Genomic DNA, 24,902 nt, shown 5'->3' on the forward strand with positions numbered 1-24,902 from the left:
GCAAGAGACGACGGGAGAAACGTGACATGACCCAGCCCGCAAAGGGTATCGACCGGCGCCAGATGCTGGCAGGCGCCGGCCTGGCCGCAGCAGTCGCCGCAACCGGCGGCGTCGCCACGGCAGCACAGGCAGCAGACGCGCCCGCAGCAGGCTGGGACCATGAATGCGACGTCCTGTGCGTCGGCAGCGGCGCGGCGGCGGGGACGGCGGCGGTTACCGCCCTTGCGGCAGGCGCGAAGGTGATGATGCTCGAGAAGATGCCGATCCTTGGCGGCACCACCGCCAAATCAGGCGGCGTCACCTGGATCTTCAATCACTTCATCTTTCGCGAACAGGGCATCGAGGACCCCAAGGCCGATGCGCTGCGCTACGTCGTGCGCTATGGCTATCCGCGCCAGTACAACCCCAACAGCCCGACGCTGGGCCTTGATGAAAACCGTTACCGCGTGGTCGAGGCCTTCTATGACCATGGCTCTGCCGCGGTAGATCACCTGCGTGAGCTGGGCGCGGTGCAGTTCAAACAGTTCCGCCTGTTCCAGGTGGACAAGCCCGCCCCGGACTATGCCGACCATCTGCCCGAGAATAAGGTGCCGACCGGCCGCGCGCTGGAACCGGCGGTGGGTTCGGGCTCGACCCAGGGCGGCGGCAGCCTTGCCTCGCAGATGCATGCATATCTGAAGGCCAAAGGCGTGCCGATCCTCACGCGGACCCGCGTTACCCGGCTGGTCAAGGATGGATCGGGCCGGGTGATCGGGGCCGAGGCCAAGCAGGGTGACAAGACCATCCGCATCAAGGCGAACAAGGGCGTGGTCTTTGGCACCGGTGGTTACAGCCACAACGTGCAGTTGTGCGATGTGCACCAGCCCGCCGTCTACGGCTCATGCTCGCTGCCGGGTTCGACCGGAGACTTCATTCCGATCGCGCAGGAAGCGGGCGCGATGATGGGCAACATGGGGCTTGGCTGGCGGACGCAGGTCGTGCTGGGCGAGGCGCTCAAGACGCGAGGCATCGGCCTTGGCGCGTTCGTTCTGCCGGGGGATTCGATGATCCTCGTCAACAAGTACGGCAAGCGCGTGGTCAACGAGAAGCGCGATTACAACGACCGCACGCAGGCCCACTTCTGGTATGACCCGGCGCACGAGGAATACCCCAACCATCTGATGTTCATGCTGTTCGACCAGCGCAGCATCGATGCCTTCGGTGGGGCCTTCCCCTTCCCGGTGAACAAGGCCGAGCAGCCACATCTCGTCGAAGGACAGACGTGGGACGAAGTCTTCGCCGGTATCGACGCACAGCTGGCAGCGTGGCAGGACCGGACTGGCGGCGCCCGCCTGGCGCCGAATTTCTCAAGCAATGCAAAGCAGTCGATCACGAACTTCAATGCTTACGCGAAGAAGGGCGTCGATCCCGAATTCGGGCGGGGGAAGTACCTGTACGACCGCGAATGGCACTTGTTGTTCTCGGCGCGTCGGCAAGGCACCAGCCAACCTGAAAACCCGTTCCCGAACAATACGATGCACCCGTTTTCTGCAAAGGGACCTTATTACGCGATCGTGCTCGCACCCGGCACGCTCGATACGGCGGGAGGTCCGCAGATCAATGCCGATGCGCAAGTGCTGGCCGCAAATGGGCAACCCATCCCGGGCCTCTATGCTGCCGGCAACTGCATCGCCGCGCCGACCGGCCAGGCCTATCTCGGCGCTGGCGGCACGATCGGTCCTGCGGTGACTTTCGGCTACATCGCCGGACGGCACGCGGTGTCGGCATGAAACAGCTTGCCCTGGGCGGCGCTGCCCTGCTCGCTCTCGCCTTCTCGGCACGTGCTGAACAACCTGCGCCAACCGTCTCGTATCAAAGGGATATTGTGCCGATCCTGGAGCAGAACTGTGCAACCTGCCACCTGACCGGCGAAGAGGCAGGGGGCATGTCGCTGGTTGGCGATGCGGCGATCGGCTTCCTTGTCAGCAAGCCTGCGGAAGGGGCGCCTGCGATCATGCGGGTGGCACCGGGCGCCCCGGACAAGTCCTATCTGGTGATGAAGCTGGAAGGTACGCATAACGATCATGGCGGACTGGGCGCGCGTATGCCCTTCGGCGGAGCGCCGTTGAACGAAACCGACATGGCCAAGATCCGCACGTGGATCGCACAGGGAGCTAAATCGTGAATCCGAACCTCGTATCGCTTGAAGGCAAGGTCGCCATCGTTACCGGCGCGGGCGTGGGCATGGGCGCGGCAACCGCGCGCCTCCTCGCCGCGCGTGGGGCAAAGGTCATCGTCTCGGACATCAACGCAGACACCGCTGCCGCCACTGTCGCCGCGATCCGCGAGGCTGGAGGCAGCGCCCATGCCGTGCGCACGGATGTGGCCGACGAAGCCCAGGTCGAGGCGCTGGTGGCGGAAACGGTCGCCACGTTCGGCAGGCTCGATTGCGCGGTGAACAACGCCGCGATCACACCAGATGTCCTGCCGATCCACGAAGCCGACATGGCAGTGTTCGACAAGGTCCTGAGCGTCGACCTGCGCTCGGTCATGCTCTGCATGAAATACGAGATTCGCCAGTTGCTTGCGCAGGGTTCTTCAGGCTCGATCGTCAATATCGGGTCGGTCAGCTCGTTTCGTCCGCAGCCCAACAACGCGGCCTATGTTGCGGCCAAGCATGGCGTGATCGGCCTGACCAAGACCGGCAGTCTTGAATATGCCGGCAAGGGCATCCGCGTGAACGCGGTCCTGCCCGGCGCGATCGACACGCCGATGCTGCGTGGTGCGCTGGAGACGACCGGCTTCACCGAGGAAGAGTTCGCCCCCGCGCTCAGCCTGTTCGGTCGCTTCGGCAAACCGGAAGAGGTGGCAGAGGCCAGCGCATGGCTGTGTTCGGACGCGGCGAGCTATGTCACCGGGCACAGCCTTGCAGTGGAAGGCGGCTACCTTACGCGCTAGGCGCTTTCGCGGGCGACGAGGCGGAAGCCGACATCGACCCAGCGCTCGGCCGGGGGCTGGTTCGGGCGGTGCTTGCGGATGGCGGCGATGGCCTCGCGCGCGATCCGGGCACCGTCCACCTCGACCGAGGTGATCGTGGGGCGCATCTCCCCGGCAATCGAGCTGTTGCCAAAGCCGACCACGGCGATGTCTTCAGGCACGCGAAGCCCGGCGGCCAGCGCCTCGACGATGACCCCTTGCGCGAGATAGTCCGAGCCGCAGACCACAACGTCGGGCATCTCGGGCAAACGGCGGACCTCGGCAAAGATGCGGCGGGCGTGCCCAAAGCTCGAGGGCACCTGCACGGAAGATTCACTGGGCGGTTCGTGCCCGGTTGCCTGCCATTCCTCGACGAAACCGGCGCGTCGCATATTGGCGCGTGCACCTTCGGCGGTGACGACATGCGGACGGCGATAGCCGCGCGACATCAGGAAGCGTGCGATGTCGCGCCCGGCGGCATGGTGCGAAAAGCCGACCGCCATGCCGATCGGGTCTTCGGGCAGATCCCACATCTGGATGAACAAGGCGGGGCTGCGCCGCACCATGGCATCGACCTGAGGTGTGACTGGCCCGGTGAAGATGATCGCGTCGACGCGCCGGCTCAGGGCTGCGCGGATCAGGTCCTCGGTGCGCTTCTCCGAGACGCCGGTGAGGCCGAGCATGACCGTTGTCCCTGCTGCCGAAAGTTCTTCGACCATGGCCTGGATGGTATCGTTGAAGATCGAGTCGGTGAGATATGGAATCAGCACCGCGACCATCTTCGACCGGCTCGAGGCCAGGCCGCCCGCCAGCAGATTGGGAATGTAACCGGTTGCAGCGATCGCAGCACGGATGCGCTCTGCCGTACCCTTTGCCACGACCTCGGGATTATTTACGAAACGGCTTACGGTGGCGGTGGACACCCCAGCCATCGCCGCCACGTCGTCCAGTGTTGGCGTCTTGTCGATCGATGCGCTCATCCTGTCGACGCTAGCGCGACCGAGGGCGATGATGCAATCGCTCTCTTTTGCCGGATCAGGCGAACCGCAACGGTACCGAGAGCGCGCCGATCTCTGGCCAGCGGCTGACCGTGACCGGCCCGGAAAGCTCGAACTCGCTGGTTGCAGCCAGGATTTCCTCGAGCGCGACGCGCAGCTGCATGCGGCCGAGGTGGATGCCCGGGCAGTTGTGCGGGCCGCGCCCGAAGGCAAGGTGCTGCGCGATGTTGGGCCGATCCAGAATGAATTCGTCAGGGTTGGGGAACACGGCCTCATCCCGATTGGCAGAGGCATAGATCAGCGCAATCGCCTCGCCCGGTTCGATGGTACGACCGCCGAGGTCCACCGGGCAGACAGCGGTTCGCGCAAAGCCGCGATAGGGCGTGTAGAGCCGGAGAAACTCTTCTATTGCCGCGGGAATGAGCGAAGGGTCACACCGCAGTTTCTGCTGCAGCGCCTTGTCACGCGAAAGATGCACGCAGATGTTGCCGATCATCACCATCGGCGCGACCATGCCGACGACAAGGACCTGCCGGACAGTGCCGACCAGCAATTCGTCGGGCAATGGCTCGCCTTCGTGCCGCGCTTGAAGCAGCGCGCTGGTGGGATCGAGCGCCGGATCCTGGGGGTGTTCGTGGCGCAGCGCGATCAGGGCGCGGGCCATGTCATAAAGGCGGAGCGAAGTCTCCTTCATCACCTCGGGCTTGTTGGAATGCACGGCAAGGATGAAGGCGCGGCCATTGTCGTGGAGCGTATCGAGCCAGTCCTCGGGAATGCGCATCCATTCGCCGAACACGTGGACCGGAAGATAGCTGGACAGTTCGACGCAGATATCTCCGCCTCCCCGGGACACCATCGGCGCCAGCAGGGCGCGTGTCAGTTCGCGGGCACGCGGGGCGAAGGTTTCGGCCCGATCGAGCGAGAGCAGGGGATTGAGCGCCTTGCGATAAGGAGTGTGCTCGGGCGGATCGAGGTGCAACGGCGGCCGGCGCCCGGTATAGGCGACTTTCGGAATCACATTCTGGACCGAGGTGATGAAGGTGGCAGAATCCGACGCCACACGCTTTACGTCTTCGTACCGCGTCACTGCCCAGAAGCTGCCGAGGCCTTCTGTCCAGGCAACCGGGCACTGCTGGCGCAGGCGCGCATATTCGGCATGGGGGCTGTCAAAGTCTTCCGGAAGTTCCGGATCGAAATCCTGCAGGCGATCGGTCATGATCGGTTGCATAAGCACGCATTCAAGCGCATGCAAGCGCTATCATTCGTTTGGGCGCGGCATATGGACCAAGGGACGTGAGAGCGTGAAGTGTTGAGCGCGAGACGAGACTACTGGGCAATTATCGTGACCCTGGCGGCGATTGCGGCCACCGGATCGATCGCCATCCACATGCTGGTGCCGGCGCTGCCCCTGATCGCAGCCGATCTGGCAATCGGCGAAGCCAAGGCGCAGCAAGTGGTGAGCATCTACCTTGCCGGGCTGGGATCGGGCCAATTGCTGGCCGGCCCCATGATCGACCGCCTTGGACGACGACCGGTCATGCTGGCGGGCCTGATGCTGTTCATTGCCGGGGCACTGGCGGGGGCGCTGGCAACGACCACTGGCCTGCTGCTTGCCGCACGCGCCATGCAAGCGGCAGGCGGGGCCTTCGGCGTCGTGACTGCCCGGGTCATGGTCGGCGACTTGTTCGGCAAGGACCGCGCAGCCGGCGCGCAGGCCACCTTGATGACCATTGTGCTGATATCTCCCGCGGTTGCCCCCGTGATCGGCGGAAGCCTGGCCGATCTTGCCGGGTGGCGCGCCGTCTTCGCCCTGCTTGCGCTGAGCGGAGCGGCCACGCTGGCAGCGGCCTTCTGGCGCCTGCCGGAAACGGTTCAGGCCGGAGTGGCAAGCGCGCGCAGCGGACTGATCGCTTCCTACGCCAAGCTGGCAAGAAACCGGCAATTCGTGCTCACGGCGGCTACCTTGGGCGCCGCCAGTAGCGGATTGTTCATGTTCCTTGGTGCCGCCCCCTTCCTGCTGGTCCACCGTTTCGGCCTGTCCTCGGGCGAAGCCGGCACCGCGCTGCTGTGGGTGGCCGCCGCAAGCATCGTCGGGACGCGTCTGGTCGTGCCGGTGGAGCGGCGTTCGAGTGCTCTGATCATCGGCACGGGCAGTTCTGCTCTGGGCGCGGGGATTGCGCTGGTGCTGGCGCTGGTGGGGATCGAAGGTGTCGGGCCACTGATCGCGCCGATCATGCTGCTGGGTCTTGGAGCGGGCCTTGCCGGACCTGTTGCCTTCAACGCAGTGGGCTTTGCCGAACCCGGCCTTGCCGCCACGGCAACCAGCCTCGCAGGCGCGCTGCAGATGCTGGCAAGCGGCTCGGCGATGAGCGTGCTGGGGCTGTTTGCGCCCATAGATCCGCTGCGGTTGGCTGTGGCGCTGGTTATCACGACATCGACGGCATTGTGCTGCGCACTGGCGCGTTCACGGCTGGCGTCGGCGCGAGGCTAGGCCGCGCTGATATCGGCGACGACCGCGTCCAGCAAGCGCGCCGCGTCCGTTCCGGCCAGATGCACCTGCAGGCCGCGCTGGCCACCGTTGATGAAGATCGCGTCCCATAGAAGCGCGGTCTCGTCGATCACCACGGCCACGCGTTTCATCTGGCCGAACGGGCTGATCCCGCCGACCTTGTAGCCGGTGAGGCGTTCGGCATCGCCGGGACGCATCATCGTTGCGGACTTTGCCCCCAGCGCTGCCGCGACGCGCTTCATGGAAACCTCGCCGTCACTGGGCGCGATGGCACAGGCGGGCTTGCCGTCGATCAGCACCATCAGCGTCTTGAACACCTGCGCCGGTTCCACGCCCAGCGCGGACGCGGCGGCTTGCCCGATGGAGTCCGCATCGGGATCATATTCGTAGCTGCGCAGTTCGAACCGGATACCGGCCTGTTCGAGCGCTTTCGTTGCCCGGGTTGCCTGTGCCATAGGCGGTCCTTTGGCAGGACCGCCAATCGGAAGCCAGCCTGTTTGGAGTTTTGTGCATGAGCGTCGCGTTTCGCCGGGAAAGTGATGACGAACATCTTGAACCGGTGTTCGAACTGCCGATCCCGCCGGGGCCGAATCTGGTGACCGAGCGGGGACTGGCGTTGATCCGGACGCAGGTGGAGGCTTGCGAAGACAAGGTGCAGGCTCTGGTAGCCGAGGGCGCGGATGAGGCAGTGATCAAGAAGGCGCGGCGCGAACAGCGCTACTGGAGCACGCGCGCCGCAACGGCCGAGTTGATGCCCGCTCCCGATGGCGACACCGTGGCATTCGGCTGCTCGGTCCAGTATCGTCTCAACGGCAAGGCGCGGTGGATCACCATCGTCGGCGATGACGAGGCCGATCCCGCCGCCGGGCTGATCGCATGGTCCGCGCCGCTGGCACGGGCGATGATGGAGGCCGAGGAAGGCGAGCTTGTCGACTTCGGTGGCAAGGCCGAGGCGATCGAGGTTCTGGCTATCCGACCGGCTTGTCTCGCCGCCGAGGGCACTTACTCCGTCGGCTGAAACAGCGCGCCAACGTCAGCCAGAGTATCTAGCCCGAGGATCGCATCGGCAAGGCGGCTGGCGGCCTCGGGCATGACGGGGACGGCTGCACGCCCGACGCAATCGATGAACTTGGCGCGTTGAGCTGCCGGGGAGAGTGGCCGCGCAGGGCAGCCCAGCGCGTTCTCGAGCCAGGCGTGATGGCTTTCGCCATCGTCCGTCACGATCCGCATCGCGCCGCCCACGCCGGGTTGCCATTCTGGCCGATGCTCCACCGTGGCCTGGACGCGGGCGGCCATGGCCAGAACTTCGGGATCGGTGAGGCTGGCGGCGTCGAAATCGTCAAGCCGCACCGCGCCGCGCACCAGGGCCAGCGCGGTGGTGAAGGGAACCGAGAACTTGGCGTCAATCGCCGTCTCGGGCGCCTGCTTGCGGGCCAGCGGCTCTACGAGCATTGACTGGATGGCATCGACGCTGACTTCGACGCATTCGATGCTGGACTGCCTGATGCCGTGGCGCGCGGATAGGTCCAGCGCCATTTCGATGAACGGGTGCGTGCCGCGGCAGGACGGCCACGGCTTGAAGGTCAACTCGCTGCCCCAGTAATGGGTGCCGAGGCGGTCCGTCAGGTCAGCCGGATCGAACTGTCGGCCAGCGTAGAGCGCGAAAAAGGCGGACTTGCCCTCGAGCGGCTCTTCGAAGCCGGGGACGCCTTCGCGCGCCAGCAACGCGGCGGTCAGCGCGGCCTGGGCCGGAAAGGCTTCGCGCACCGCGCGCAAGGTGGTGCGGCGGCTGTGCTTGATCTCGCCCGGCATCGTCACCTGGCACAAGGTCAGCGAAAGGGCATCCTTGGTCTGCTGAGGGGACAGGCCCAGCAGATTGGCCGCCCCCGCCACCGCGCCGAATGCCGCAACGATCGGCGGGGGGTACCAGCCACCCTGCTCCATCGGCTGGCGTAGCGAAAGCGCAATCCGGCAGGCCACATCGCCACCGACGGCCAGCGCGGTGAGGAAACGGCGGCCATCGACCGGGCCTTCTGATTGGGCGAGCGCGAGCAGGACGGGGACGAGCGAGGCGTTGGGGTGTGCCGGGGCGCGATCGAAGGCGTCCTCATAATCGACCGCGTGGGCCAGCGCGCCATTGGCAAGCGCTGCGCCGAGCGGCTGGACACGATGCGGCGTCCCGATGATCGAGCACGGCCCTGCCCCGTTGGCGCGGGCCAGCGCGATGAACGGTGCGGCCTCGGGCGCCAAGCCACTGGCCGCGTGCATCACGCCGATAGCGTCGAGCGCGACGCTGCGTGCGCCGTCCCGGGCATGATCGGGCAGGCTTTCCCATCGGGCCGTGGCGATGTGGCGGCAGAGCAGGTCGCTGAGAGTTTCAGTCATCGTTTCAGCCGGGCAGAGGGCCATGCCAGCAGGGCGGGATCGTGGCGGCAGGTCCATTCTCCACGCTCAAGCCGGGCCGATGCGGGGAAAGCGCAGATCGGGCGAGTGAAGCTTGTGCCATCGGCAATCTTGCGTGCCTCGATGCGCGGGGGGGCGATGCCTTTTTCGACCCAGCGGATCAGCGCCCAAAGCATGTCGCTGGCCGGATCTTCGCTGATCGGCGCATGACCGGAAGCGCCAAATGTGTCCGCTCCCGGACCACCACGGCAATGGTACATGCCGGGGACCATGAAGAGGCGCACGGCTTCGGACAGCTTCGCGAGACCACCGTTATCGCGGGCCAGCGCGCCGTAATACTCGAGCGTCGGCCCGGCGTTGGTTGATGGGTCCTGCCAGCCCTGATAAATGATCGCGCGGTGCCCGGCTGCGAGGAAAGGGCTGATCGCCGTGCTGTCAGCCCGCAACTGCGGCATCACGCGGTTGATCGTGGCAAGATCACCGGTGCGGCTGAAGGTCAGCGCATCCCATTCGGGATCATCGTGCGCGGCGTCGGCCCACATCGCACGCAACAGCGGCGACGGCGGGCCGGGGCGCGTGCGGACAGCGGGGAACAGGCCCCGGTCCATCGCCCTGCCCCGTTCGTCGCGCAATGGTGCAATGACGGCCTTGAGCATAGCAAGCTTGGGCGCGGTCAGGCAGCCTTCGGCCTGCCCCGGCTTGCACAGGAGCGTCGCCGTGCGGAAGCGGCATTGCAAGGGGTTAGTGATGATCCCGTTGACCTTGCCGTCCAGCGGATCGCAGGCGCGGGTCACCGCGTTCTCGTAGAGCGACCAATCAGCGTCACTGAGCGCGGCCGCCGGCTTGCGCTGTGCTTCGAGCGCGAACCACATCATCCGCACCGATTGCAGCGGCATGTTAGGCCCCGGCGCACCTGCAATCACGCCGTCATAATCGAGCGGGTGAACCTGCATTTCCTTGAGCGCCTGCCGGCCGCCGCCCGAGCAGCCGGTGAAGTAGCTGCGTTCGACTGGCCTTGCATAGAACCGTGCAGCGAGCGCCTTTGCGGCCTGTGCCGTCAGGTGGACCGCGCGATGTTCATAATCGGTTCGGGCCTTGGGCACACGCATCCAGTGGGCCTCGGTCACCTTGTGGCCGCTGTCGGTTGTGACGGTGGCGAAGCCCTGGGCGACGCGCAGACTCATGTCCAGGTAGTTGAACACCCCGGCATCACCGCCGACGCCTGCACCGAGCAACCGCCCGTTCCACGCCATCGGCAGCCAAAGTTCGAAGCCGATGGTGCCCTCGATCCGGCCCTCGACCCGGCAGAACGGCGAATCGACCGGAACGGACTTGTAGAAGGTGGTCTTGTCGTCGGGCCTGAAGGCAACGCCTGCGGGGATCGCGGTGGCCTTTTCGACCACCACGTCCCCGCTGGCGCCCTCAAGCGCGCTGCAATCGCCGGGGCTGGCGCTGGCAACCGCGGCCGCCGCCAGGAGCGATAGCAGCGCCGCCATCAGAACTTCACGCCTGCCGTCATCGAGAACATGCGCGGAATCGGGTTGGCCGACTGCGGATCGTAGCCGCGCGAGGTATCGACAAACGGCGGGTCTTCGTTCAGCAGGTTACGCACGTCAAAGCCGATGCGCAGATGCTCGTTCACCTCGACGTTGAGGCCAAGGTCGAAGGTATCGTAGTTCGAGACCTTCTGCACCGGCGTGACCGTGGTGTTGGTGTAGGCAGCCAGGTGATTCCAGGTCAGGCGGCCGGAGAAGATGCCAGCCTTCGCACCGATATCCGCCTGTGAGCGGAACTTCTGCGGGAAGTTGATGAGCCCAATGACATTGGATACGGCAGCGCCGGGCAGCGCCTGGAACAGGTACTTGGTATAGTAGGTGCCCGAAACGCCCGCATCGAACTTCACCGCGCCGACATCCCAGTTGGCATAGGCCGCGAAATCGATGCCACGCACGCGCGAACGGCCGAGATTCTGGCGGCGTCCATCGACGATGAACTGCACGGCGTTGGCGTTGATTGTGTTATTGATCGGTAGCCCTGAGGCAATCAGTGCGTCGACTTCGGCCTGCGTCGGATTCAGCTTCACGAACGAGGCATATAGCGGGTTGGTAAGGATGCCTGGCGTGCCGCGCAGAGCCTGGATCTGATCCTTGTAGTCGATGTCGAAATAGGTCAGCGACAGGCGCACCGCGCTGATCGGGCGGAATTCCGCGCCAACAGACCAGGTCGTCGCGGTCTCGGGCTTGAGCCCCGGATTGCCGCCCGCAATGCCGATGCCGGTGAGGTTGCCCGAGGCACCCGGCAGCGTATCATAGTAGAGCCCCGCCCCGCCCGCGATGGTCGAGACCTCGGTGAAGGTCGGCGCGCGGAAGGAGGTGCCATAGCTGCCACGCAGAGTGAGCGATTCCACCGGCTTCCAGGTCAGGCCGATCTTCGGATTGGTGGTGCTGCCGAAATCGCTGTACTTTTCGTGGCGACCCGCGATCGACAGCGAGAGCTGCTCTATCCCCGGCATCGCATTGCCGCTGCCGACGATCGGCACGAAGAGCTCGCCGAACACTGCCTTCACGTTACGTGTGCCGGAATCGGCAGTGCGGCGCGGAGTGGCGGCCTGCCCGGTGAGCAGGTCGGTGTAGGTGTATTCCTCGCGATATTCGCCGCCAAGGGCCACGCGGACGGCGCCACCGGGAAGGTCGAACAGCGAGCCATCGAGCTGGACGTTGGCAACGTCTAGCTTGGTGCGGCCGGTGATCACGAACAGATTGTCGCGGATCTTCGCCAGAGTGGCGGGGTTGTTCGGCCCGCCGAAGACATTGAGCGCTGTGGCCGGGTTTGTATCGGCAAGGGCAGCGTTTAGTGCGGCGGTGTTCACGCCGAGGCGGCGATCGGCCACGTCCTCGGACTCGCCGTGGGCGTAATAGGCGGTCGCCTTGAAATCGCCGACCAGCTTGGCCTCGATCCCGCCGACGACGTTCCAGGATTCACCGTGGTAGGGGTTGAAGTCAGGCCCCAGCGTCGGGACCATCGACCACAGGACCGTCTGCTGCGTGGTGCCCGGAACAGGGGTAACGAAGAACGGGTTGGTGTTGCGCACCGTGGCGCTGATGTTGTTGATGCCGGCAATGGTACCGTTGCGATAGGAATAGAACCCGTCGGCGAACAGGCGCACGCTCTCGCCCACGTCCTGCGAGACGGCAGCCGTGACGTTGTAGCGCTTCTGTTCGGGAATTACGGTATCCAGCGCGTTGTAGAAGCAGCGGTTGGCAGTGCCAGCGACGAGCGAGCCGACATTGGCCGCTGTTACCCCGCCCTGCGGAATCGCGTAAGTCTTGCCGCCAAGGCTGATCGTGCCGGGATTGCAGTTCTGCACGCGCAGATCGCGTCCACCCCGGTTGCGGTTATCGTCCTGGTAGAAATCGAGATCGTAGCCGCGCAGGTGGGTGTTGTCGGTGTATTCGGCGGCGATCATGGCCGAACCGCCATCCCACTTCTTGCCGAAGATTCCAGCGAACTGCTTTTCGGTATATCCGCCCTCGGCGATACCGGCGCGGGCGCGCACCTCTACGCCATCGAAGTTGCGGCGCAGAATGAAGTTGACGACGCCGGCAATGGCATCGGAGCCATAGACCGCCGAGGCACCATCGGCGACAACCTCGACCCGCTCGAGCGCGATGGCCGGCAGGACCGAGGGATCGGTGTACTGGCCTTGCGTGCCCTGCGGCGGGAAGCGGCGGCCATCATACAGCAACAGCGTGGCGTTGGTGGAGATGCCGCGCAGGTTGATGCCCGCGCCACGCGTGGCGTTGGCCGCACCATTCTGGGCCGAGCCGCCGTTGCGGTTGGCACCGAGCGACACGACTTGCGGCACGCGGCGGAGCAAGTCATTCGTCGAGGTGACCGGCTCCTGCGCGATGTCGTCCGCGCCGATGGCGATGACGTTCGAACCGACCGGGGCTATGCCGCGGATGCGGCTGCCGGTGACGATAATGGACTGGTCTTCGGGCGCGTCCGCAGCTGAATTCTGCGTCTCCTGCGCATGAGCAGATGCGATGCAAGCGATTGCAGATGTTGCGGCAAGCAACACCTTGAAAGAGTTCCGGTTCCCCATCTTCAGTCTCCCATTTGTATCTTCACGGCCCGACGCACTCCGCCGGGCAAATCGTTCAATTCAGGCAGTTTCGCTTCGCGCTTGCCGATGCGCGGAAAGGCGCGGGGCGAGCGAGAGCAGGACAATCGCGCCGACCAGCACGCCCGCGCCGATCAATTCGGCATCGCGCGGCATCTTCAGGCCCCAGAACCATGCGAGCAGGACCGAACCGCCGATCCCGGCGACAAGACTCGCCGCGCGCTCCAAAGGCACGCAGTAGGCGTTCTCGCGCGGGTCGAGCAGGATGATGATCGCCAGCACGGAAATCACGGTGAGCGTTGCGCCGATCCAGAAGAGGTCGAGCAGCACCGGATCGCTCCACACGCCGATGAAGCCCCAGGCAAGCTCACCCGATTGGCCGCCGATGCCGCTGGCCGAGATGACACCCAGAATCACGACCGACATCGGCAGCGCGATCATCTTTTCCTCGACGAAATAGCGCCTTACCGAGGCCGGGTCACCGCTCTTGGAGATCTTCGTCATTACGAACAGGCGCAGGAAATAGCCCAGCGTGTAGAGCACGACGGTGAGGATCGCGATTGGCGGCAGTTTGAGGCCACCCCGGTCGGACAGGGTTATGACCAGCGCGAACAGGACCATTGCCAGCGCGGTCCAGCTCCACCAGCGCACGCGGCGACCGAACATCACGTCGACCAGCGGCGCGATGATCAGGATGTCGCCGCGCATGACCAGCTGGATGAACGGGATGCTGACATTGGGGATGGTGAAGCTGAGCGGCACGGTGAACAGCACCAGCGAAGTGCCGAGGCCGGAAAGGAAGGTGTAGAATGTCGGGAACGGCAGGCGGACCGGCCCCAACGAGACTTTGTTGGCATCACGGTGCCAGCCCGACAGCCAGATGAAGGCCCAGGTCAGCACCATGTTGATGATCAGCGACGCGGGCAGGGTTTCGAGGCCGGTGAGCGGACGGCCAAGCCCGGCGTGCGGCTGCGAGGTGACCAGCTTGGTCACGATCACGTTCGGCAGATACGCCAGCAGGTAAAGCAGGACGTAGCCTTCGAGGGGAAATGCGGCGGCGCGCGGCTTCATGCTGCCTGCTCCAGCACGACCATGCCTGCGTCTTCGCGGTACGCGGCGTTGAGCCCGGCTTCCCGCGTGACGGCGGCCAGATAATCAACCACAGCGGCATGGTCCTCGCTGCCCGGCTCGGCCAGGCGCGGTACGGCATCGCGGCCGATGACTAGCGGCAGCAAGCCCGCGCGCAGCACCTTGCCACCAGCAACTTCGAGCCGAGCGATCATGGACAGGCGCGCGGCCTTCGGGAAGTTGTAGAGACTTTCGAAATCCGGCTCCCACTCTTCGGCAAGGACGCGGATCTCGTTGAAACTCTTCGAATTGGCGTGGGCCTCGTCCATCGCAAGATCGGTGGCGAAATTGCACAGCGAATAGAACACCGGCTTGCCGTCGATCAGCTCGCAGCCCTTGAGGATATGGGCATGGCCGCCGAAGATCGCATCGGCCCCGGCGGCAATCGCGGCGCGGGCAACATCGCGCTGGTAATCGGCAATCACTGCACGGACGAAGTGGATGCCCCAGTGGTGCGAGACGAGGACGACGTCGGCCTGCTGTTTCGCGGCGCGGATGTCTGCCTCCATTGCGGCGAGGTCTTCGCGGTGGGGATAGGTGTGGACTCGCGCCGGGGTGCCGGGCTGGTCGTGCTCGATCTGCTCGTAGACGGTGAAGGCGCGCATCGGGGCGCAACCGGGCCGACGTTCGTCAGCCCAGTAGGAATGCGGGAGAATGCTGGAATAGGCGAGGAAGGCCACGCGCGTTCCATCGCCCAGCGTGCGGATCACCGGGCGGCGAGCCTCGGCAATGTTGGCCCCGGCCCCGACCACGCTCATTCCCGCCTTTTCAAGGTGCCTGCGCGTTTCGAAGAAGGCTTCGTGTCCCCAGTCCATCACGTGGTTGCCGGCCATGGAGATCACATCGAACCCGGCGCGACCCAGAGCGGCTGCACCTTCGGGCCTGGCGAGCACGGCATGGCGCGCCTGAGGCAGACGGACACCCTTTTCGGCAAAGCTGGTCTCAAGCTGGCCGAACACTACGTCCGCAGCGCGCAGGACAGCCGCCGTCCCGGCAAAGCAGGCGTCGTAATCATCGCGGTCCATCGCGAGATCGCCAGTGGCCAGAACAGTGTGAATCACGTCTCTCCCTTCATTGTTATGGTCCATTGCTTAAAGGCGGCAAACGTTTTACGCAAGCGCTTGCATTGCAGAACCTGTCAGACAAATGTGCGGTGCAAGAGAAGGAGGATCGCTTGAGCAGACATCACATCATGGGCGCAGCGCTCGGCATGGCGATGATGGCAGCGCCGCTGGCCGCGCAAGACCAGCCCAACAGCTTCGACACGATGCCGAATGGCCCCGGCACCGGGCCCTATCCGGCAGTGATGACGCAAGATCCGGCCCTGCCCGCGCATGTGATCTATCGACCGGCGGATCTTGCGAAAGCCAAGGCGCTGGGGGTGCTTGTCTGGGGCAATGGCGGATGCAGCGCCGATGGCGCCAGTGCGCGGCAGCACCTGATCGAAATTGCCAGCCATGGCTATGTAGTGATTGCGCCCGGCGACATCATGAGCGGCCCGGGCGCGACAAAAAAGCGCGAACCGCGGGCGCCGGATAAATCCGGCCAGTTGCCGCCAGTTGCAACAACCAGTGCCGACGTGAAGGCGGGCCTCGACTGGGCACTGGCCGAGAACGCCAAGGCTGGAAGCGCGCTCTACGGCAGGATCGACGATAAGGCGCTGGCCGTGGCCGGGCACAGCTGCGGCGGCCTGCAGGCGCTCGAAGTGGCGCCCGATCCGCGCATCCGCACCGTACTGGTCCACAACAGCGGCGTGTTTACCGACGGCACCAACCCGATCCGCGGCATCACCGTGAACAAGGCGATGCTCGAGAAACTGCACACGCCGGTGCTTTATGTCCTGGGCGGGCCGAACGACATCGCCTTTCCCAACGGCACCGATGATTTCAAGCGGATCGACAAGGTGCCGGCTGCCCTGGTTCAACTGCCCGTGGGCCACGGTGGCACCTTCCGCACCCTGAACGGCGGTGCGGTGGCGGCGCTGTCGGTCGACTGGCTGGAGTGGCAGCTGCGCGGCGACAAGACTGCGGCGCGCAGCTTTACCGGCAGCAACTGCCGCTTGTGCGTCGTGCCCGGCTGGACAATCGAGAAGAAAGGGATCGACTGACACGGGCGCGCCTGGTGCCTAGCGGCAGCGCGGGCCGGACGGGCCCTCCTGCCGCAGGCACGGACGCAACATCGGTGGCGGCGTGTGATCGACGAACTGGGTCGGACGCGCTGGCCACTTCCCCGAAGCGATGCGCTGTTCAAGATGCGCAATCGCCGCAAGGACCTGTTCGGGGGGCAAGCGGCAGTGCCCCGCTCCCTTGTGCCAGAGTGGCTGCATCATCGCAGGCGGCGCAGCGTCGGCATAGGCGCGCTGCAGCGAAGGTGAGGTCAGCCCATCGCCCACCGCCTGCAGCGACACCAGCGGCACGCGCGGGCGAGCTGATGGCGTATAGTTATCAAGCATGTAGCGCACGGCTGATGGCTTGGCGCTGATCCTTGGGGCACGGGCAAGCGTGGCGAGATCGCGGCTCAGGCTCAGCCCGGCCTTGCGATACATCGCCTCCACGAAGGGCCGACGTCCCGAACGATCCAGTTGCCGGGCGTAGTTCACGCCGGTGTTCCACGAGAAGACGCCGCCCGCGCGGCTCTCCTGATCATTGCGCGGCATGAAGGTGCCCATGACCAGCGTTGCGGCGATCTCGTCAACCTGCGCTTCGGTATCGTCGGCAGCGGGTTCGGGACGCTCGGGCCGGGTCCAGCCGGGAATGCCGCCGAGCACACCCGCCAGTGCGATCCGCGCCCTGCCTTCGCGGGTTTGACGGGCAGCATCGATTGCCGCCATGCCTTGCGGCCATTGGCCATGTCGTCAGCGACGTTGACCAGCGACAGCCCGGAATTGGGCGCGATCAGGGCGGCGGTGGCAAAAGCCCCGTCCAGCCCCATGTTCATCATGCCGACCGCGCCGCCGATCGAAGGGCACATCGCGAGAGCGCCGTCGATCACTGGCCTGTCCTGCTCGGCCAGCGCGGTGGAAATGAGGCCGCCCATCGACGACCCCCAGGCCAGCACGCGTGCCGGGCGCCCTTCGCGCGCGACAAAGGCCTCGACCGTGGCGCGCTGCGCGGGCACAGCCTGTTCGAGCGACCACCCTCCCGCGCCATAGTCCGACGCCACCAGCGCATAACCCTTGGCGAGCAGCAGATCACGGTACTGCGCAGGCGCGGGTTCGGCCGGGTCGATGCGGGGGGAGTAGCCGTGGCTCCACAACAGCAGGCTGCCGTTGAAGTTTGCCGGAACCAGTGCCTGCCATTTCGCCCCGCTGGCAAGTGTGCCCTCGATCATGCGCGAAACGGGCGCTGCATCCTGCGCGACGAGCGGAGCGGCAAGCATCGCCAGAGGGGCGAGCAGCAGACGCAGCTTCACGCCACTGGCTCCTGCGCCAGCCACGCGAGAATATCGGCACGGTCTGCATCTAGACGGGGCGGTGCGGCAAGCGTCGGACCCGCCTGCCCCGCCACACGGTAGCCGGGGCCGGGAATTTGAACGCATTCCTGGGGGAGACCGGGAATCTGAAGATCCACCAGTGCGCCCTTGCCTGCAAGCGCCCCGGCCTCGTCCACGCGACGCACCATGCCGCAGGGAATGCCTGCATTGCTCAGGCGCTGCTCCCAATCCGCCGCATCGCCCGTGGCGAACACGGCCGAGAGAGCGGCGTGCATGGCATCGAAATTGGCGCGGCGGGCATCGGGCGTGGCAAAGCGTTCATCGCCCAACCAGTCCTCGTGTCCGAGTTCGCGCGCGAGTGCAGCGAACTGCGGCGGCTGGACTACGCCGAGCGAGATCTGCCGCCCATCGCGCGTGGTGAACAGCGACGCCGTCGGCAATCCGCTATAGCCGGTGTTGCCCATGCGGCTCATCGGCTTGCCGGTCACGAGGAACGGAGTCAGCGCCGAGGTCATGAAGGCGAGGCTGGCATCAAACATCGATACATCGAGCTTGCTGCCCCCACCGCCACGCTCGCGCTGCATGAGCGCGCCGAGGATCGCCATGGCGGCGGTCTGTCCGGTCAGCGTATCAACGATGGGGAAGCCCACGCGCACCGGCGGGTCACCCTCGTCGCCACTCAGCATCATCATGCCACTGGTGGCCTGCACGATATTGTCGATGGCCGGCCAATCGCGATGCGGGCCTTCCTGGCCATAGCCGGAAACCGAGCAGTATATCAGGTCGGGACGCAGATCGCACGCAGCCTCGTAGCCAAGACCGAGCCGCGCCATGACGCCGGGCCGGAAGTTTTCGAGCAACACGTCAGACCGGGCGATCACGCCCCGGGCAATGGCAAGATCGCCCTCGTCCTTGAGATCGAGCGCGATCGACTTCTTGCCGGCATTGGCAGCGATGAACGCGGGCGACATCCCGTCGTAGCGCCGGTCAGCGCCATAGTTGCGGAAGCCATCTCCGCCCTTGGGCTCGATCTTGATGACCTCGGCCCCCATCATCCGCAGCAGGTGCGAAGCGTAAGGCCCAGCCATGACGTGGCTGAAGTCGGCAATCCGGATGCCGGAGAGCGGGCCGGTGGCTGGAGGCGAAATCATGGCTTCTCCGGAAATTGCTTGCGGACCACGGTCCATTGCTTGTCCTTGCACAGCCCGCAGTCGGGGCCGGTAAACATCGCGCCCGCCTTGGCCTTGCGTTTCAATTGCCAATCGAGCCAGGCCGCGCCGATGCGGCCATAATCGCCACCATTGGCAAGGCCGAAGGTGCCGCCATGGCCGATGGCCGAGTTGGCGAAGAACACCGGCACATGGGCAATGCGCGACACATCGTCAGACCCGTTGGGGTAGGCAATGTCGTCAGGCCCGCCGAGGATGTAGGCAACGGGCGTGTGCAGCCTGGCGAGATCGTCCTTGGTAATGCCAACGCCGCTCAGGCCCGAGCCTGCGCGCACATAGACTCCGCTGTTGAAGGCGACGACCGCGCCGATGCGTGGATCGGCACCGGCTGCAAGGGCTTGCAGGCCGCCGCAGGAGTGCCCCATGACGGCAATGCGTGAAAGATCGGCATGGGGCGCGAGATCGCTGCCCCTGACCCAGTCGATCGCGCCGAGCAACTGGCTCACCTGCGTTTCGTCCGGCGTTGCGCGGGCCGGCGGAGCCCCTATCGGGCGCGGGCCGTTTGCGGGAGGAAGTGCGGCAAGCACCGGCCGCTCCTCGCGCGGGGTGCCATTGGCAACGACCAGATAGCCGTGGCTGGCTATCTCACGCAGGAAATGGCTGGCCGACAGGCCGTTGTCGCGGCAGCCGCCATTGCCCCACAGCACCAGTGGCAAGCGCTTGCTCGGCCACTTTGCGGGGCGGTAGATGGTGTAACCCGGCGCATCGGCGCGGCCTTGCGCAATGGCAGGCATTCCGCCGGAACCAGCAGGCATACCGATCGTCCGGGCACTCTGCGCCTCTGCTGTGAGCGGGGCGATGCCGAGCGCGAGGCCCAGCAGGAAGGATGTCATCTTCTTCATGTGCCACTCCCGCAGGTAATCCGGTCCCGTCCCTTCACCGCTGCGCGGGCGGAACGGAATGCAGCCTCGCCATCGATGCCATAGGCGGCAAGGCCGCGCGCATTGGCTTCTGAATCGCGCAGGTAGATTGCGTCGAAGCGCTGCTGGTCTGCCACGCTGGCAGGGTTGAAGGTGACCTTGGCCGCCACGGCTTCGGCCTTGCCCTTCTCGACCGCGGCGCGAACCTGGCGAGCCAGCGCCGCTTCCCACACGACGATGCCATCGGTCAGGACCTGACGATCAGCCTCGGACAAGGCGTTCCAGCGCTTCTCGCTCATCGCGCGCGCTGGATAGGCACCTCGGGGCACGGCGATCTGGTAGAAGTGCTTCGAGATTTCGGCAAAGTGCAGCGACTTGAAGGTGTCTTCCGGCGCGATCACGCCGTCGATCACGCCCTTGGCCATGGCAGAGTAGACTTCGCCCATCGGCATGTTGACGGGGTCCGCACCGAGGGAGTCCAGCACGCTCAGGAGTTCGGTCGGCGCACGGATGCGCAGGCCCTTGATGTCATCCAGACTGCGCACCTGCCGGTTGGCCGTAACGAGACCGGGCAGCGTGCCGCCCTGCACCGCAAGCACCTTGAGCCCTGCCAGTTCATGCCCGACCTGCGGATTGGCGCTGGCGATGCACCCATAGAGCGCAACCTGCGATTCCACGCTGTCCGCGCCCTGATAGAAGCCCGACTGGATGCGGATGAGGTGCGTGCCGCCGCGCACGTAGATCGGCGTGATCAGGCCGATATCGGCCACGCCGTGGCGCAGTTCCTCCATCGACATGTCCGATGAAAGCAGCGCGCCCGACCATACCGGCCTGATCCGGATGCGCCCGTCCGAGCGCTTTTCGACAAAGGCCATCCATTCCTGGTCGGCCTTGGAAAACGGATGGTTGGGGCTGTAGGGCGAGGCATAAGTCAGTTCGGTCACGCCCGGATCGACCGGGCGCGCGCAGGCCGCCAGGAGCAGGATCAGCAGGGCGGCGAAGAGCCTCACGCGAGCCCTCGCTTCTGCAGGAACTCCGCCACCATGCCGACCATCCTGTCATGATCCCAATTGGCGGCATCGACCATGTCGGCGTCGATCATCAGCACCGGCACGCCTGCCTTTTCCAGCGCCTCGGCGGTGATCTTGGTGCCGGATTGCGACAGGCGGTTCTCCGGTGGCAGCAGGACAACGCAAGCATCGATGCCGCAGCGCTCTGCTTCGCTAGTCATCCAGCCGTTCATCCATGGCGGCAGGTGCAGCACCTCGTTCATCGAGCAGATGCGGCTGGCCAGCGCCTCCATCGGACGGCCCTGCACTTCGCGGATGTACTGCGGACCTGCAAAGGGCATGTACATCGACCAGACGAAGACCGCGCCCATGCGCTCTTCCAGCGCCTGATAGAAGCCGGGATCGTGCCACACGCCCGCGCCGATCCACATCAGGCGAATCTTCTCATTCGCAGCGGTGCCCTCGCCCGCGGCGATGCGGTTCATCACCTCGTCGCGAAAGCGCCTGGCATGCCCCACCGCCCAGTCGGAGCCGCGATGCCACTGCGGAATCATCGTGTTGGGCATCTGCTCTGCGATCGAGACCGGGCACGGCCGTGCCTTGCCGATGGCCTGCGCCGCTTCCCAGATATAGCCTTCCTGCTCGTTGATGCGCTCCATCAGGTAGTGGAGCTTTTCCTCATCGAACTTGCGACCGGTGCGGTTCTCCAGCAGCGCGATCAGGTCGCGCATTTCCGAAACGGCGAGCGCGATGCGATCCGCGTCATAGACCTGTTCCCACTGGTCCTTCGAATGGGCGAACCAGCGCGGATCCTTGTGCTCCCACGCGGGGGCTTCCATCGGGAAGAATTCGCTGCCCAGCGCATCGGCCCACTGCCCGAACACGTGCTGGATGCAATCGCAGGTCATCCGCGCGACAAGCACCGTGGGCTTTGGCAAGCCGCCCCATGGCGCGGTCCTGGGGTCGTTAGCCAGCGTGCAGGCAAGGCCGAGCGAGCAGTACTTGCAGCTGTTCTTCGGGTAACCGGCCTGCGCCATCACCTCGAAATAATGGTTCGAGAGCTGCTTGGCCGAGATGTAGGCCGACCACCACTGGTTGGTGATGATCGGTATGTCCATCACGTGGAATATTTCGTGCGGCGTATCGGCCTGGACGATGGCAAAAGGCTCGCCCTCGTCGACGACGCGGCGCCTGAGGTCTGCTCCGAACTGCTTCTGGTAGGCGCTCGCAGCGGCGGTGCAGGCAAGGTCCTTGCGGCTGCGCTGGCCCGAGGGTTTCGTGATGGGTTCGGCGCTCACTGGAAGACTCCTGCCTGTTCGAGTTCGGCAATCCGGGCCTCTGACAGGCCGCACAGATCGCGCGCGATTTCATGGACATGCTCGCCCATGCCGGGCGCGCGGAAGGGTTGGAACCGATCGCGCGAGAAGCGCAGCGGCGTGGCGATGTGGCCGAAGGGACCGAGCAGGGGATGGTCGAGCGTGACCAGCGCGCCGCGCCCGATCAACTGGGCGTCGCGCTCGATCATGTCCTCGCAATCCTGCACCACGCCGCAGGCGATGCCGTGGGCCTGAAGCTCGGCGGCGATGGCGTGGTCCTCGCGCAATGCCGTCCATGCGGCGGGATCGGCGCCAGTGATCGCCAGAAGCTTCGCATGGTCAGCCGCGGTCGGGCAGGAGACCGCCACCCAGCGGTCCTCGCCCGCCGCGGGGAGCACGTCCTGCCAGAACACCCGCGCATCGGCATTGCCCATGCGCTGCGGCCGCTCGCCCCGCTTGGCCTGCTCAAGATAATCGCGCATCTGCTGGACGCAGATCTCGTACATCGAAGCATCGATATGGCAGCCGCGCCCCGCCTCGCGCCGATACTGCAGCGCGCCGGCGACCCCTGCCGCCATGACATAAGGCACGATCACGTCGCCGAACGGGACCGCGCCGGGGATTACCGGATCGCGATCTGGCCAGCCGGTCAGGTAAGTGCGGCCCGAGAGCGCCCCGCCGGTGCCATCGACGCCCCATTCCTGCGCCATCGGCCCGGTCTGGCCGAACACGCTGCCCGAGACCATCACGATCCCGGGGTTGCGCGCCGCAAGGCTTTCGTAATCCAGACCCAGCTTGGCCATCGTGCCGGGCGAGAAGTTCTCGACCACCACGTCGGCCCAGTCGATCAGGGGATCGATCAGCTCGCGGGCCTCGGCCTTCTTCATGTTGAGCGAAAGGCTGCGCTTGGAGGTGTTGAGGTGCGAAAACCACGGCTTGTCGTCCCAGTTGCCGTGCTTCGAGGCCGAGACTTGCACGTCCAGACGGGCCAGATCGGGCCTGGTCCGCGTCTCGATCTTGACGATTTCCGCGCCAAGGTCGCCCAGTGTCTTGGTGGTGATCGAACCGACCAGCGCCCACGCGAAATCGAGCACCTTCACGCCCGAAAGCGGCCCCGGACGGGTGCCGGTGTGGATGGCGGGCGCGGCAACTTGCGCGCTGCCTTCACGGAACGCAGCGAAGCGTTCGGGCAGGCCATCCGCCGTGTCGAAGAAGCCCCGCGCGGCAAGATGCGGGTCCGCCAGCACGTCTGCCGGTTCGTTGGCAACGCAGGCGTTGATCCCGCGCCGCAAGCCTTCGGTCGCGATCTCGTGCTTGGTGCGCGAGAGGAAAAATGCGGCGATGGCCGCTTCCCACAGGCTGCGGGTTTCAGCAGGGAGAGTGGAGCGGTTGTAGGAAAGCCAGTCCGTCCCAGCCATGGGATTGGGCATGCCCGCTTCGTCGATCCAGTCTGACAGCGCCTGGTTGGCGGGCGCGCCGAGGCGCCCGGTCATCAGCGAATGGAAGCACCAGCCATCGGCGAGCCGCCAGATCGCCCGCACCGTCGCCTTGCCATAGGCGAGTGCGCCGCCAACGCGGACCAGCTTGCGCTCGTCAAACTGCCAGACCAGTACGCCGTTGAAATTGCGGCTGAAGGCGACTTGCTGGATCGAAACATCGACGTGCTGGCCCTTCCCGTGGCTTCCACGTGCATAGTGCGCCGCCAACGCGCCCGAGGCGGCCACCATGTCGGCGTGGAAGGTGCAGGCGTCGCCCGCCTCCTTGACCGGGGGCAGGCCGGGTTCGCCTGTGACCCGCAAGGCCCCGCCCATCGCCGAGGCGACCAGTTCGCCGCCCTTCCAGGCCGAGCGTGGCCCGCCCGAACCGAACGGCGTGACCGAAACATGCACCACCGTCTCCGGAATGTTGACGCCCTCAAGCCCTTCCAGTCCAAGGTCATCGATCACGAACGACGCGCCTTCGACCGGCCCGCCCAGTTCCGCACCAAGCGATGCCAGGAAGCGTGCGAGCGCGCGATCCGCCATGCCGCCGAGTACGGCAACGCGGTGTCCGCTGAGCAGCTTCATGCGGCCACTCCTGCGAGAAAGGCAGTGATTTCGGCATCGATCCCGTCACGGCACGACCAGTCGCGCCGGGTGGCGACCATGACTGGCAGGCCCTGCGCCGCCAGCGCTGCGCGCATCGCAGGCAGGTGCCACACGGTCGTGTCGTCCTCCTCGATCAGCCACAGCACAGCCGCTTTTGCGCCAACCGCCAGAGCCCTTTCGGTGAGCGCACCGGAGCGATCGAAAAAGCCGCGCGTGTCGAGGCGAAGGGCATGAAGCTGGCGGGCAACCGCGGCAAAGGGATTTCCGATCTCTTCCACCAGCAGCCCTGCGTCCTGCCACTCGTCGGCCAGCGTGCGACCGGTTGCGGTCCAGCCCTCGCGCTCGATCATGCGATGCATGCGCTCATCGGGCAGCGGACTCCCGGCAATCAGGCATACCTTGCCCTCGGCGGACGGAATGCCCGGCTTTGCGCGGGCTGCGTTGCCGGCAACGATTGCCGCAGACAGCGCCGCCTCGCCCACGCCCAGCCGCTCCGCCAGCTTGCGCAGCGCCACCTCGTCGCGGGCGATACTGCTAGGCCTCTGGCTTTTGGCAATATCCAGCACCAGCGGTTCCGGGCCCTTGATCGCGCCGGATCGGCGCAACTCGCACAGGTAGTAATATAGGCGCTGCGCACTATCGTCGGCGCGCGAGAACACGACCGCCTCGAGATGGTCGAGCGCGCCGTCGGCCCAGTCCTGCAGCACCGACCGGGTCCACGGCGCGAACTTGCTTTCCAGCCAGCGGTCCGCCGCGGGCATGGCGCGATCCACGTTCCACGTCAGCGGTCCGGCATTGCGCCTGGTCGCCTCCAACAGGTCATGCGGCAAGTTTGGTCCGGCATAAGCAAAC

Annotated in this window: 22 protein-coding genes; 6 read left to right on the forward strand and 16 right to left on the reverse strand. The window is 65.7% G+C overall.

Going from position 1 to position 24,902, the window contains the following annotated elements; translation table 11 throughout:
• The first annotated feature begins 26 nt into the window (after nucleotides 1-26).
• The 3 genes from NJ75_RS17380 to NJ75_RS17390 are packed head-to-tail and all read left to right on the forward strand — an operon-like array spanning nucleotide 27 to nucleotide 2,937.
• Complete coding sequence (locus tag NJ75_RS17380; protein WP_039336773.1) at nucleotides 27-1,769, forward strand: FAD-dependent oxidoreductase; 1,743 nt, start codon at nucleotides 27-29, stop codon at nucleotides 1,767-1,769.
• Complete coding sequence (locus NJ75_RS17385; RefSeq protein ID WP_039336775.1) at nucleotides 1,766-2,164, forward strand: c-type cytochrome; 399 nt, start codon at nucleotides 1,766-1,768, stop codon at nucleotides 2,162-2,164. Before NJ75_RS17380 ends, NJ75_RS17385 begins: the two co-directional genes overlap by 4 nt.
• Nucleotides 2,161-2,937 carry an SDR family NAD(P)-dependent oxidoreductase gene (locus tag NJ75_RS17390; protein WP_039336777.1) on the forward strand — a complete coding sequence of 259 codons (777 nt, stop codon included), beginning with the start codon at nucleotides 2,161-2,163 and terminating at the stop codon, nucleotides 2,935-2,937. The genes NJ75_RS17385 and NJ75_RS17390 overlap by 4 nt, the downstream gene beginning before the upstream one ends.
• On the opposite strand, the gene NJ75_RS17395 is transcribed toward NJ75_RS17390, so the two are convergent.
• Nucleotides 2,934-3,935: a LacI family DNA-binding transcriptional regulator gene (locus NJ75_RS17395; RefSeq protein WP_039336779.1), complete on the reverse strand. Its 1,002-nt coding sequence runs from the start codon at nucleotides 3,933-3,935 to the stop codon at nucleotides 2,934-2,936. The two genes, NJ75_RS17390 and NJ75_RS17395, sit on opposite strands and share 4 nt — an antisense overlap.
• A gap of 55 nt (nucleotides 3,936-3,990) precedes the next feature.
• Nucleotides 3,991-5,169: a cytochrome P450 gene (locus NJ75_RS17400; protein ID WP_156135847.1), complete on the reverse strand. Its 1,179-nt coding sequence runs from the start codon at nucleotides 5,167-5,169 to the stop codon at nucleotides 3,991-3,993.
• A gap of 93 nt (nucleotides 5,170-5,262) precedes the next feature.
• Between NJ75_RS17400 and NJ75_RS17405 the strand changes: the two genes are divergently transcribed.
• Complete coding sequence (locus NJ75_RS17405) at nucleotides 5,263-6,444, forward strand: MFS transporter (protein WP_236727180.1); 1,182 nt, start codon at nucleotides 5,263-5,265, stop codon at nucleotides 6,442-6,444.
• On the opposite strand, the gene ybaK is transcribed toward NJ75_RS17405, so the two are convergent.
• Nucleotides 6,441-6,917: a Cys-tRNA(Pro) deacylase gene (gene ybaK, locus NJ75_RS17410; RefSeq protein ID WP_039336783.1), complete on the reverse strand. Its 477-nt coding sequence runs from the start codon at nucleotides 6,915-6,917 to the stop codon at nucleotides 6,441-6,443. The two genes, NJ75_RS17405 and ybaK, sit on opposite strands and share 4 nt — an antisense overlap.
• 56 nt (nucleotides 6,918-6,973) lie before the next feature.
• Between ybaK and NJ75_RS17415 the strand changes: the two genes are divergently transcribed.
• Nucleotides 6,974-7,480, forward strand: a complete 507-nt coding sequence (locus NJ75_RS17415; protein ID WP_052242609.1) for a GreA/GreB family elongation factor — start codon at nucleotides 6,974-6,976, stop codon at nucleotides 7,478-7,480.
• Here NJ75_RS17415 and NJ75_RS17420 read toward each other — a convergent pair.
• The 5 genes from NJ75_RS17420 to NJ75_RS17440 are packed head-to-tail and all read right to left on the reverse strand — an operon-like array spanning nucleotide 7,465 to nucleotide 15,177.
• On the reverse strand, nucleotides 7,465-8,847 hold the full coding sequence (locus NJ75_RS17420) for an MmgE/PrpD family protein (protein ID WP_039336838.1): 1,383 nt from the start codon (nucleotides 8,845-8,847) through the stop codon (nucleotides 7,465-7,467). The two genes, NJ75_RS17415 and NJ75_RS17420, sit on opposite strands and share 16 nt — an antisense overlap.
• A complete protein-coding gene (locus NJ75_RS17425; RefSeq protein ID WP_039336785.1) occupies nucleotides 8,844-10,361 on the reverse strand; it encodes a tannase/feruloyl esterase family alpha/beta hydrolase in 1,518 nt (505 codons plus the stop codon). Before NJ75_RS17425 ends, NJ75_RS17420 begins: the two co-directional genes overlap by 4 nt.
• Nucleotides 10,361-12,970 (reverse strand): TonB-dependent receptor, encoded by a 2,610-nt coding sequence (locus tag NJ75_RS17430; RefSeq protein ID WP_039336786.1) that lies wholly within the window; start codon nucleotides 12,968-12,970, stop codon nucleotides 10,361-10,363. The genes NJ75_RS17425 and NJ75_RS17430 overlap by 1 nt, the downstream gene beginning before the upstream one ends.
• Nucleotides 12,971-13,030: 60 nt before the next feature.
• Nucleotides 13,031-14,059, reverse strand: a complete 1,029-nt coding sequence (locus NJ75_RS17435) for a hypothetical protein (protein ID WP_039336788.1) — start codon at nucleotides 14,057-14,059, stop codon at nucleotides 13,031-13,033.
• Nucleotides 14,056-15,177, reverse strand: a complete 1,122-nt coding sequence (locus NJ75_RS17440) for a CapA family protein (RefSeq protein WP_052242610.1) — start codon at nucleotides 15,175-15,177, stop codon at nucleotides 14,056-14,058. Before NJ75_RS17440 ends, NJ75_RS17435 begins: the two co-directional genes overlap by 4 nt.
• Nucleotides 15,178-15,290: 113 nt before the next feature.
• Between NJ75_RS17440 and NJ75_RS17445 the strand changes: the two genes are divergently transcribed.
• The gene (locus NJ75_RS17445; RefSeq protein WP_236727181.1) at nucleotides 15,291-16,223 is read left to right on the forward strand and encodes an alpha/beta hydrolase; all 933 of its coding nucleotides are present in this window, start codon (nucleotides 15,291-15,293) and stop codon (nucleotides 16,221-16,223) included.
• An 18-nt stretch (nucleotides 16,224-16,241) separates the two neighbouring features.
• Here the strand turns inward: NJ75_RS17445 and NJ75_RS24770 are convergent, their stop codons facing one another.
• Genes NJ75_RS24770 through NJ75_RS17480 form a run of 8 tightly spaced genes read right to left on the reverse strand, consistent with a single transcriptional unit; the run spans nucleotide 16,242 to nucleotide 24,865 of the window.
• Complete coding sequence (locus NJ75_RS24770) at nucleotides 16,242-16,772, reverse strand: hypothetical protein (RefSeq protein ID WP_052242611.1); 531 nt, start codon at nucleotides 16,770-16,772, stop codon at nucleotides 16,242-16,244.
• A complete protein-coding gene (locus NJ75_RS17450) occupies nucleotides 16,712-17,527 on the reverse strand; it encodes an alpha/beta hydrolase (protein WP_052242612.1) in 816 nt (271 codons plus the stop codon). The genes NJ75_RS24770 and NJ75_RS17450 overlap by 61 nt, the downstream gene beginning before the upstream one ends.
• Nucleotides 17,524-18,699, reverse strand: a complete 1,176-nt coding sequence (locus NJ75_RS17455; protein WP_039336792.1) for a CaiB/BaiF CoA transferase family protein — start codon at nucleotides 18,697-18,699, stop codon at nucleotides 17,524-17,526. Before NJ75_RS17455 ends, NJ75_RS17450 begins: the two co-directional genes overlap by 4 nt.
• The gene (locus NJ75_RS17460) at nucleotides 18,696-19,619 is read right to left on the reverse strand and encodes an alpha/beta hydrolase (RefSeq protein WP_052242613.1); all 924 of its coding nucleotides are present in this window, start codon (nucleotides 19,617-19,619) and stop codon (nucleotides 18,696-18,698) included. The genes NJ75_RS17455 and NJ75_RS17460 overlap by 4 nt, the downstream gene beginning before the upstream one ends.
• On the reverse strand, nucleotides 19,616-20,647 hold the full coding sequence (gene dctP, locus NJ75_RS17465) for a TRAP transporter substrate-binding protein DctP (protein WP_039336793.1): 1,032 nt from the start codon (nucleotides 20,645-20,647) through the stop codon (nucleotides 19,616-19,618). The genes NJ75_RS17460 and dctP overlap by 4 nt, the downstream gene beginning before the upstream one ends.
• A complete protein-coding gene (locus tag NJ75_RS17470) occupies nucleotides 20,644-21,945 on the reverse strand; it encodes a 2-hydroxyacyl-CoA dehydratase subunit D (RefSeq protein WP_052242614.1) in 1,302 nt (433 codons plus the stop codon). The genes dctP and NJ75_RS17470 overlap by 4 nt, the downstream gene beginning before the upstream one ends.
• Nucleotides 21,942-24,029, reverse strand: coding sequence for a CaiB/BaiF CoA-transferase family protein (locus tag NJ75_RS17475; RefSeq protein WP_039336794.1), 2,088 nt, complete (start codon nucleotides 24,027-24,029; stop codon nucleotides 21,942-21,944). The genes NJ75_RS17470 and NJ75_RS17475 overlap by 4 nt, the downstream gene beginning before the upstream one ends.
• Complete coding sequence (locus NJ75_RS17480; RefSeq protein ID WP_236727182.1) at nucleotides 24,026-24,865, reverse strand: hypothetical protein; 840 nt, start codon at nucleotides 24,863-24,865, stop codon at nucleotides 24,026-24,028. The genes NJ75_RS17475 and NJ75_RS17480 overlap by 4 nt, the downstream gene beginning before the upstream one ends.
• Nucleotides 24,866-24,902: the final 37 nt, after the last annotated feature.

Origin of the sequence: Novosphingobium subterraneum, assembly GCF_000807925.1 — a bacterium.
Lineage (GTDB): Bacteria > Pseudomonadota > Alphaproteobacteria > Sphingomonadales > Sphingomonadaceae > Novosphingobium > Novosphingobium subterraneum.

What these genes read in the sequence shown, in the direction of transcription:
- NJ75_RS17380 (WP_039336773.1), top strand. Translation starts at nt 27, where the DNA reads ATGACCCAGCCCGCAAAGGGTATCGACCGGCGCCAGATGCTGGCAGGC.
- NJ75_RS17385 (WP_039336775.1), top strand. Translation starts at nt 1,766, where the DNA reads ATGAAACAGCTTGCCCTGGGCGGCGCTGCCCTGCTCGCTCTCGCCTTC.
- NJ75_RS17395 (WP_039336779.1), bottom strand. Translation starts at nt 3,935, where the DNA reads ATGAGCGCATCGATCGACAAGACGCCAACACTGGACGACGTGGCGGCG.
- NJ75_RS17400 (WP_156135847.1), bottom strand. Translation starts at nt 5,169, where the DNA reads ATGACCGATCGCCTGCAGGATTTCGATCCGGAACTTCCGGAAGACTTT.
- ybaK (WP_039336783.1), bottom strand. Translation starts at nt 6,917, where the DNA reads ATGGCACAGGCAACCCGGGCAACGAAAGCGCTCGAACAGGCCGGTATC.
- NJ75_RS17415 (WP_052242609.1), top strand. Translation starts at nt 6,974, where the DNA reads ATGAGCGTCGCGTTTCGCCGGGAAAGTGATGACGAACATCTTGAACCG.
- NJ75_RS17420 (WP_039336838.1), bottom strand. Translation starts at nt 8,847, where the DNA reads ATGACTGAAACTCTCAGCGACCTGCTCTGCCGCCACATCGCCACGGCC.
- NJ75_RS17425 (WP_039336785.1), bottom strand. Translation starts at nt 10,361, where the DNA reads ATGGCGGCGCTGCTATCGCTCCTGGCGGCGGCCGCGGTTGCCAGCGCC.
- NJ75_RS17430 (WP_039336786.1), bottom strand. Translation starts at nt 12,970, where the DNA reads ATGGGGAACCGGAACTCTTTCAAGGTGTTGCTTGCCGCAACATCTGCA.
- NJ75_RS17435 (WP_039336788.1), bottom strand. Translation starts at nt 14,059, where the DNA reads ATGAAGCCGCGCGCCGCCGCATTTCCCCTCGAAGGCTACGTCCTGCTT.
- NJ75_RS24770 (WP_052242611.1), bottom strand. Translation starts at nt 16,772, where the DNA reads ATGCCGCGCAATGATCAGGAGAGCCGCGCGGGCGGCGTCTTCTCGTGG.
- NJ75_RS17455 (WP_039336792.1), bottom strand. Translation starts at nt 18,699, where the DNA reads ATGATTTCGCCTCCAGCCACCGGCCCGCTCTCCGGCATCCGGATTGCC.
- NJ75_RS17460 (WP_052242613.1), bottom strand. Translation starts at nt 19,619, where the DNA reads ATGAAGAAGATGACATCCTTCCTGCTGGGCCTCGCGCTCGGCATCGCC.
- NJ75_RS17475 (WP_039336794.1), bottom strand. Translation starts at nt 24,029, where the DNA reads ATGAAGCTGCTCAGCGGACACCGCGTTGCCGTACTCGGCGGCATGGCG.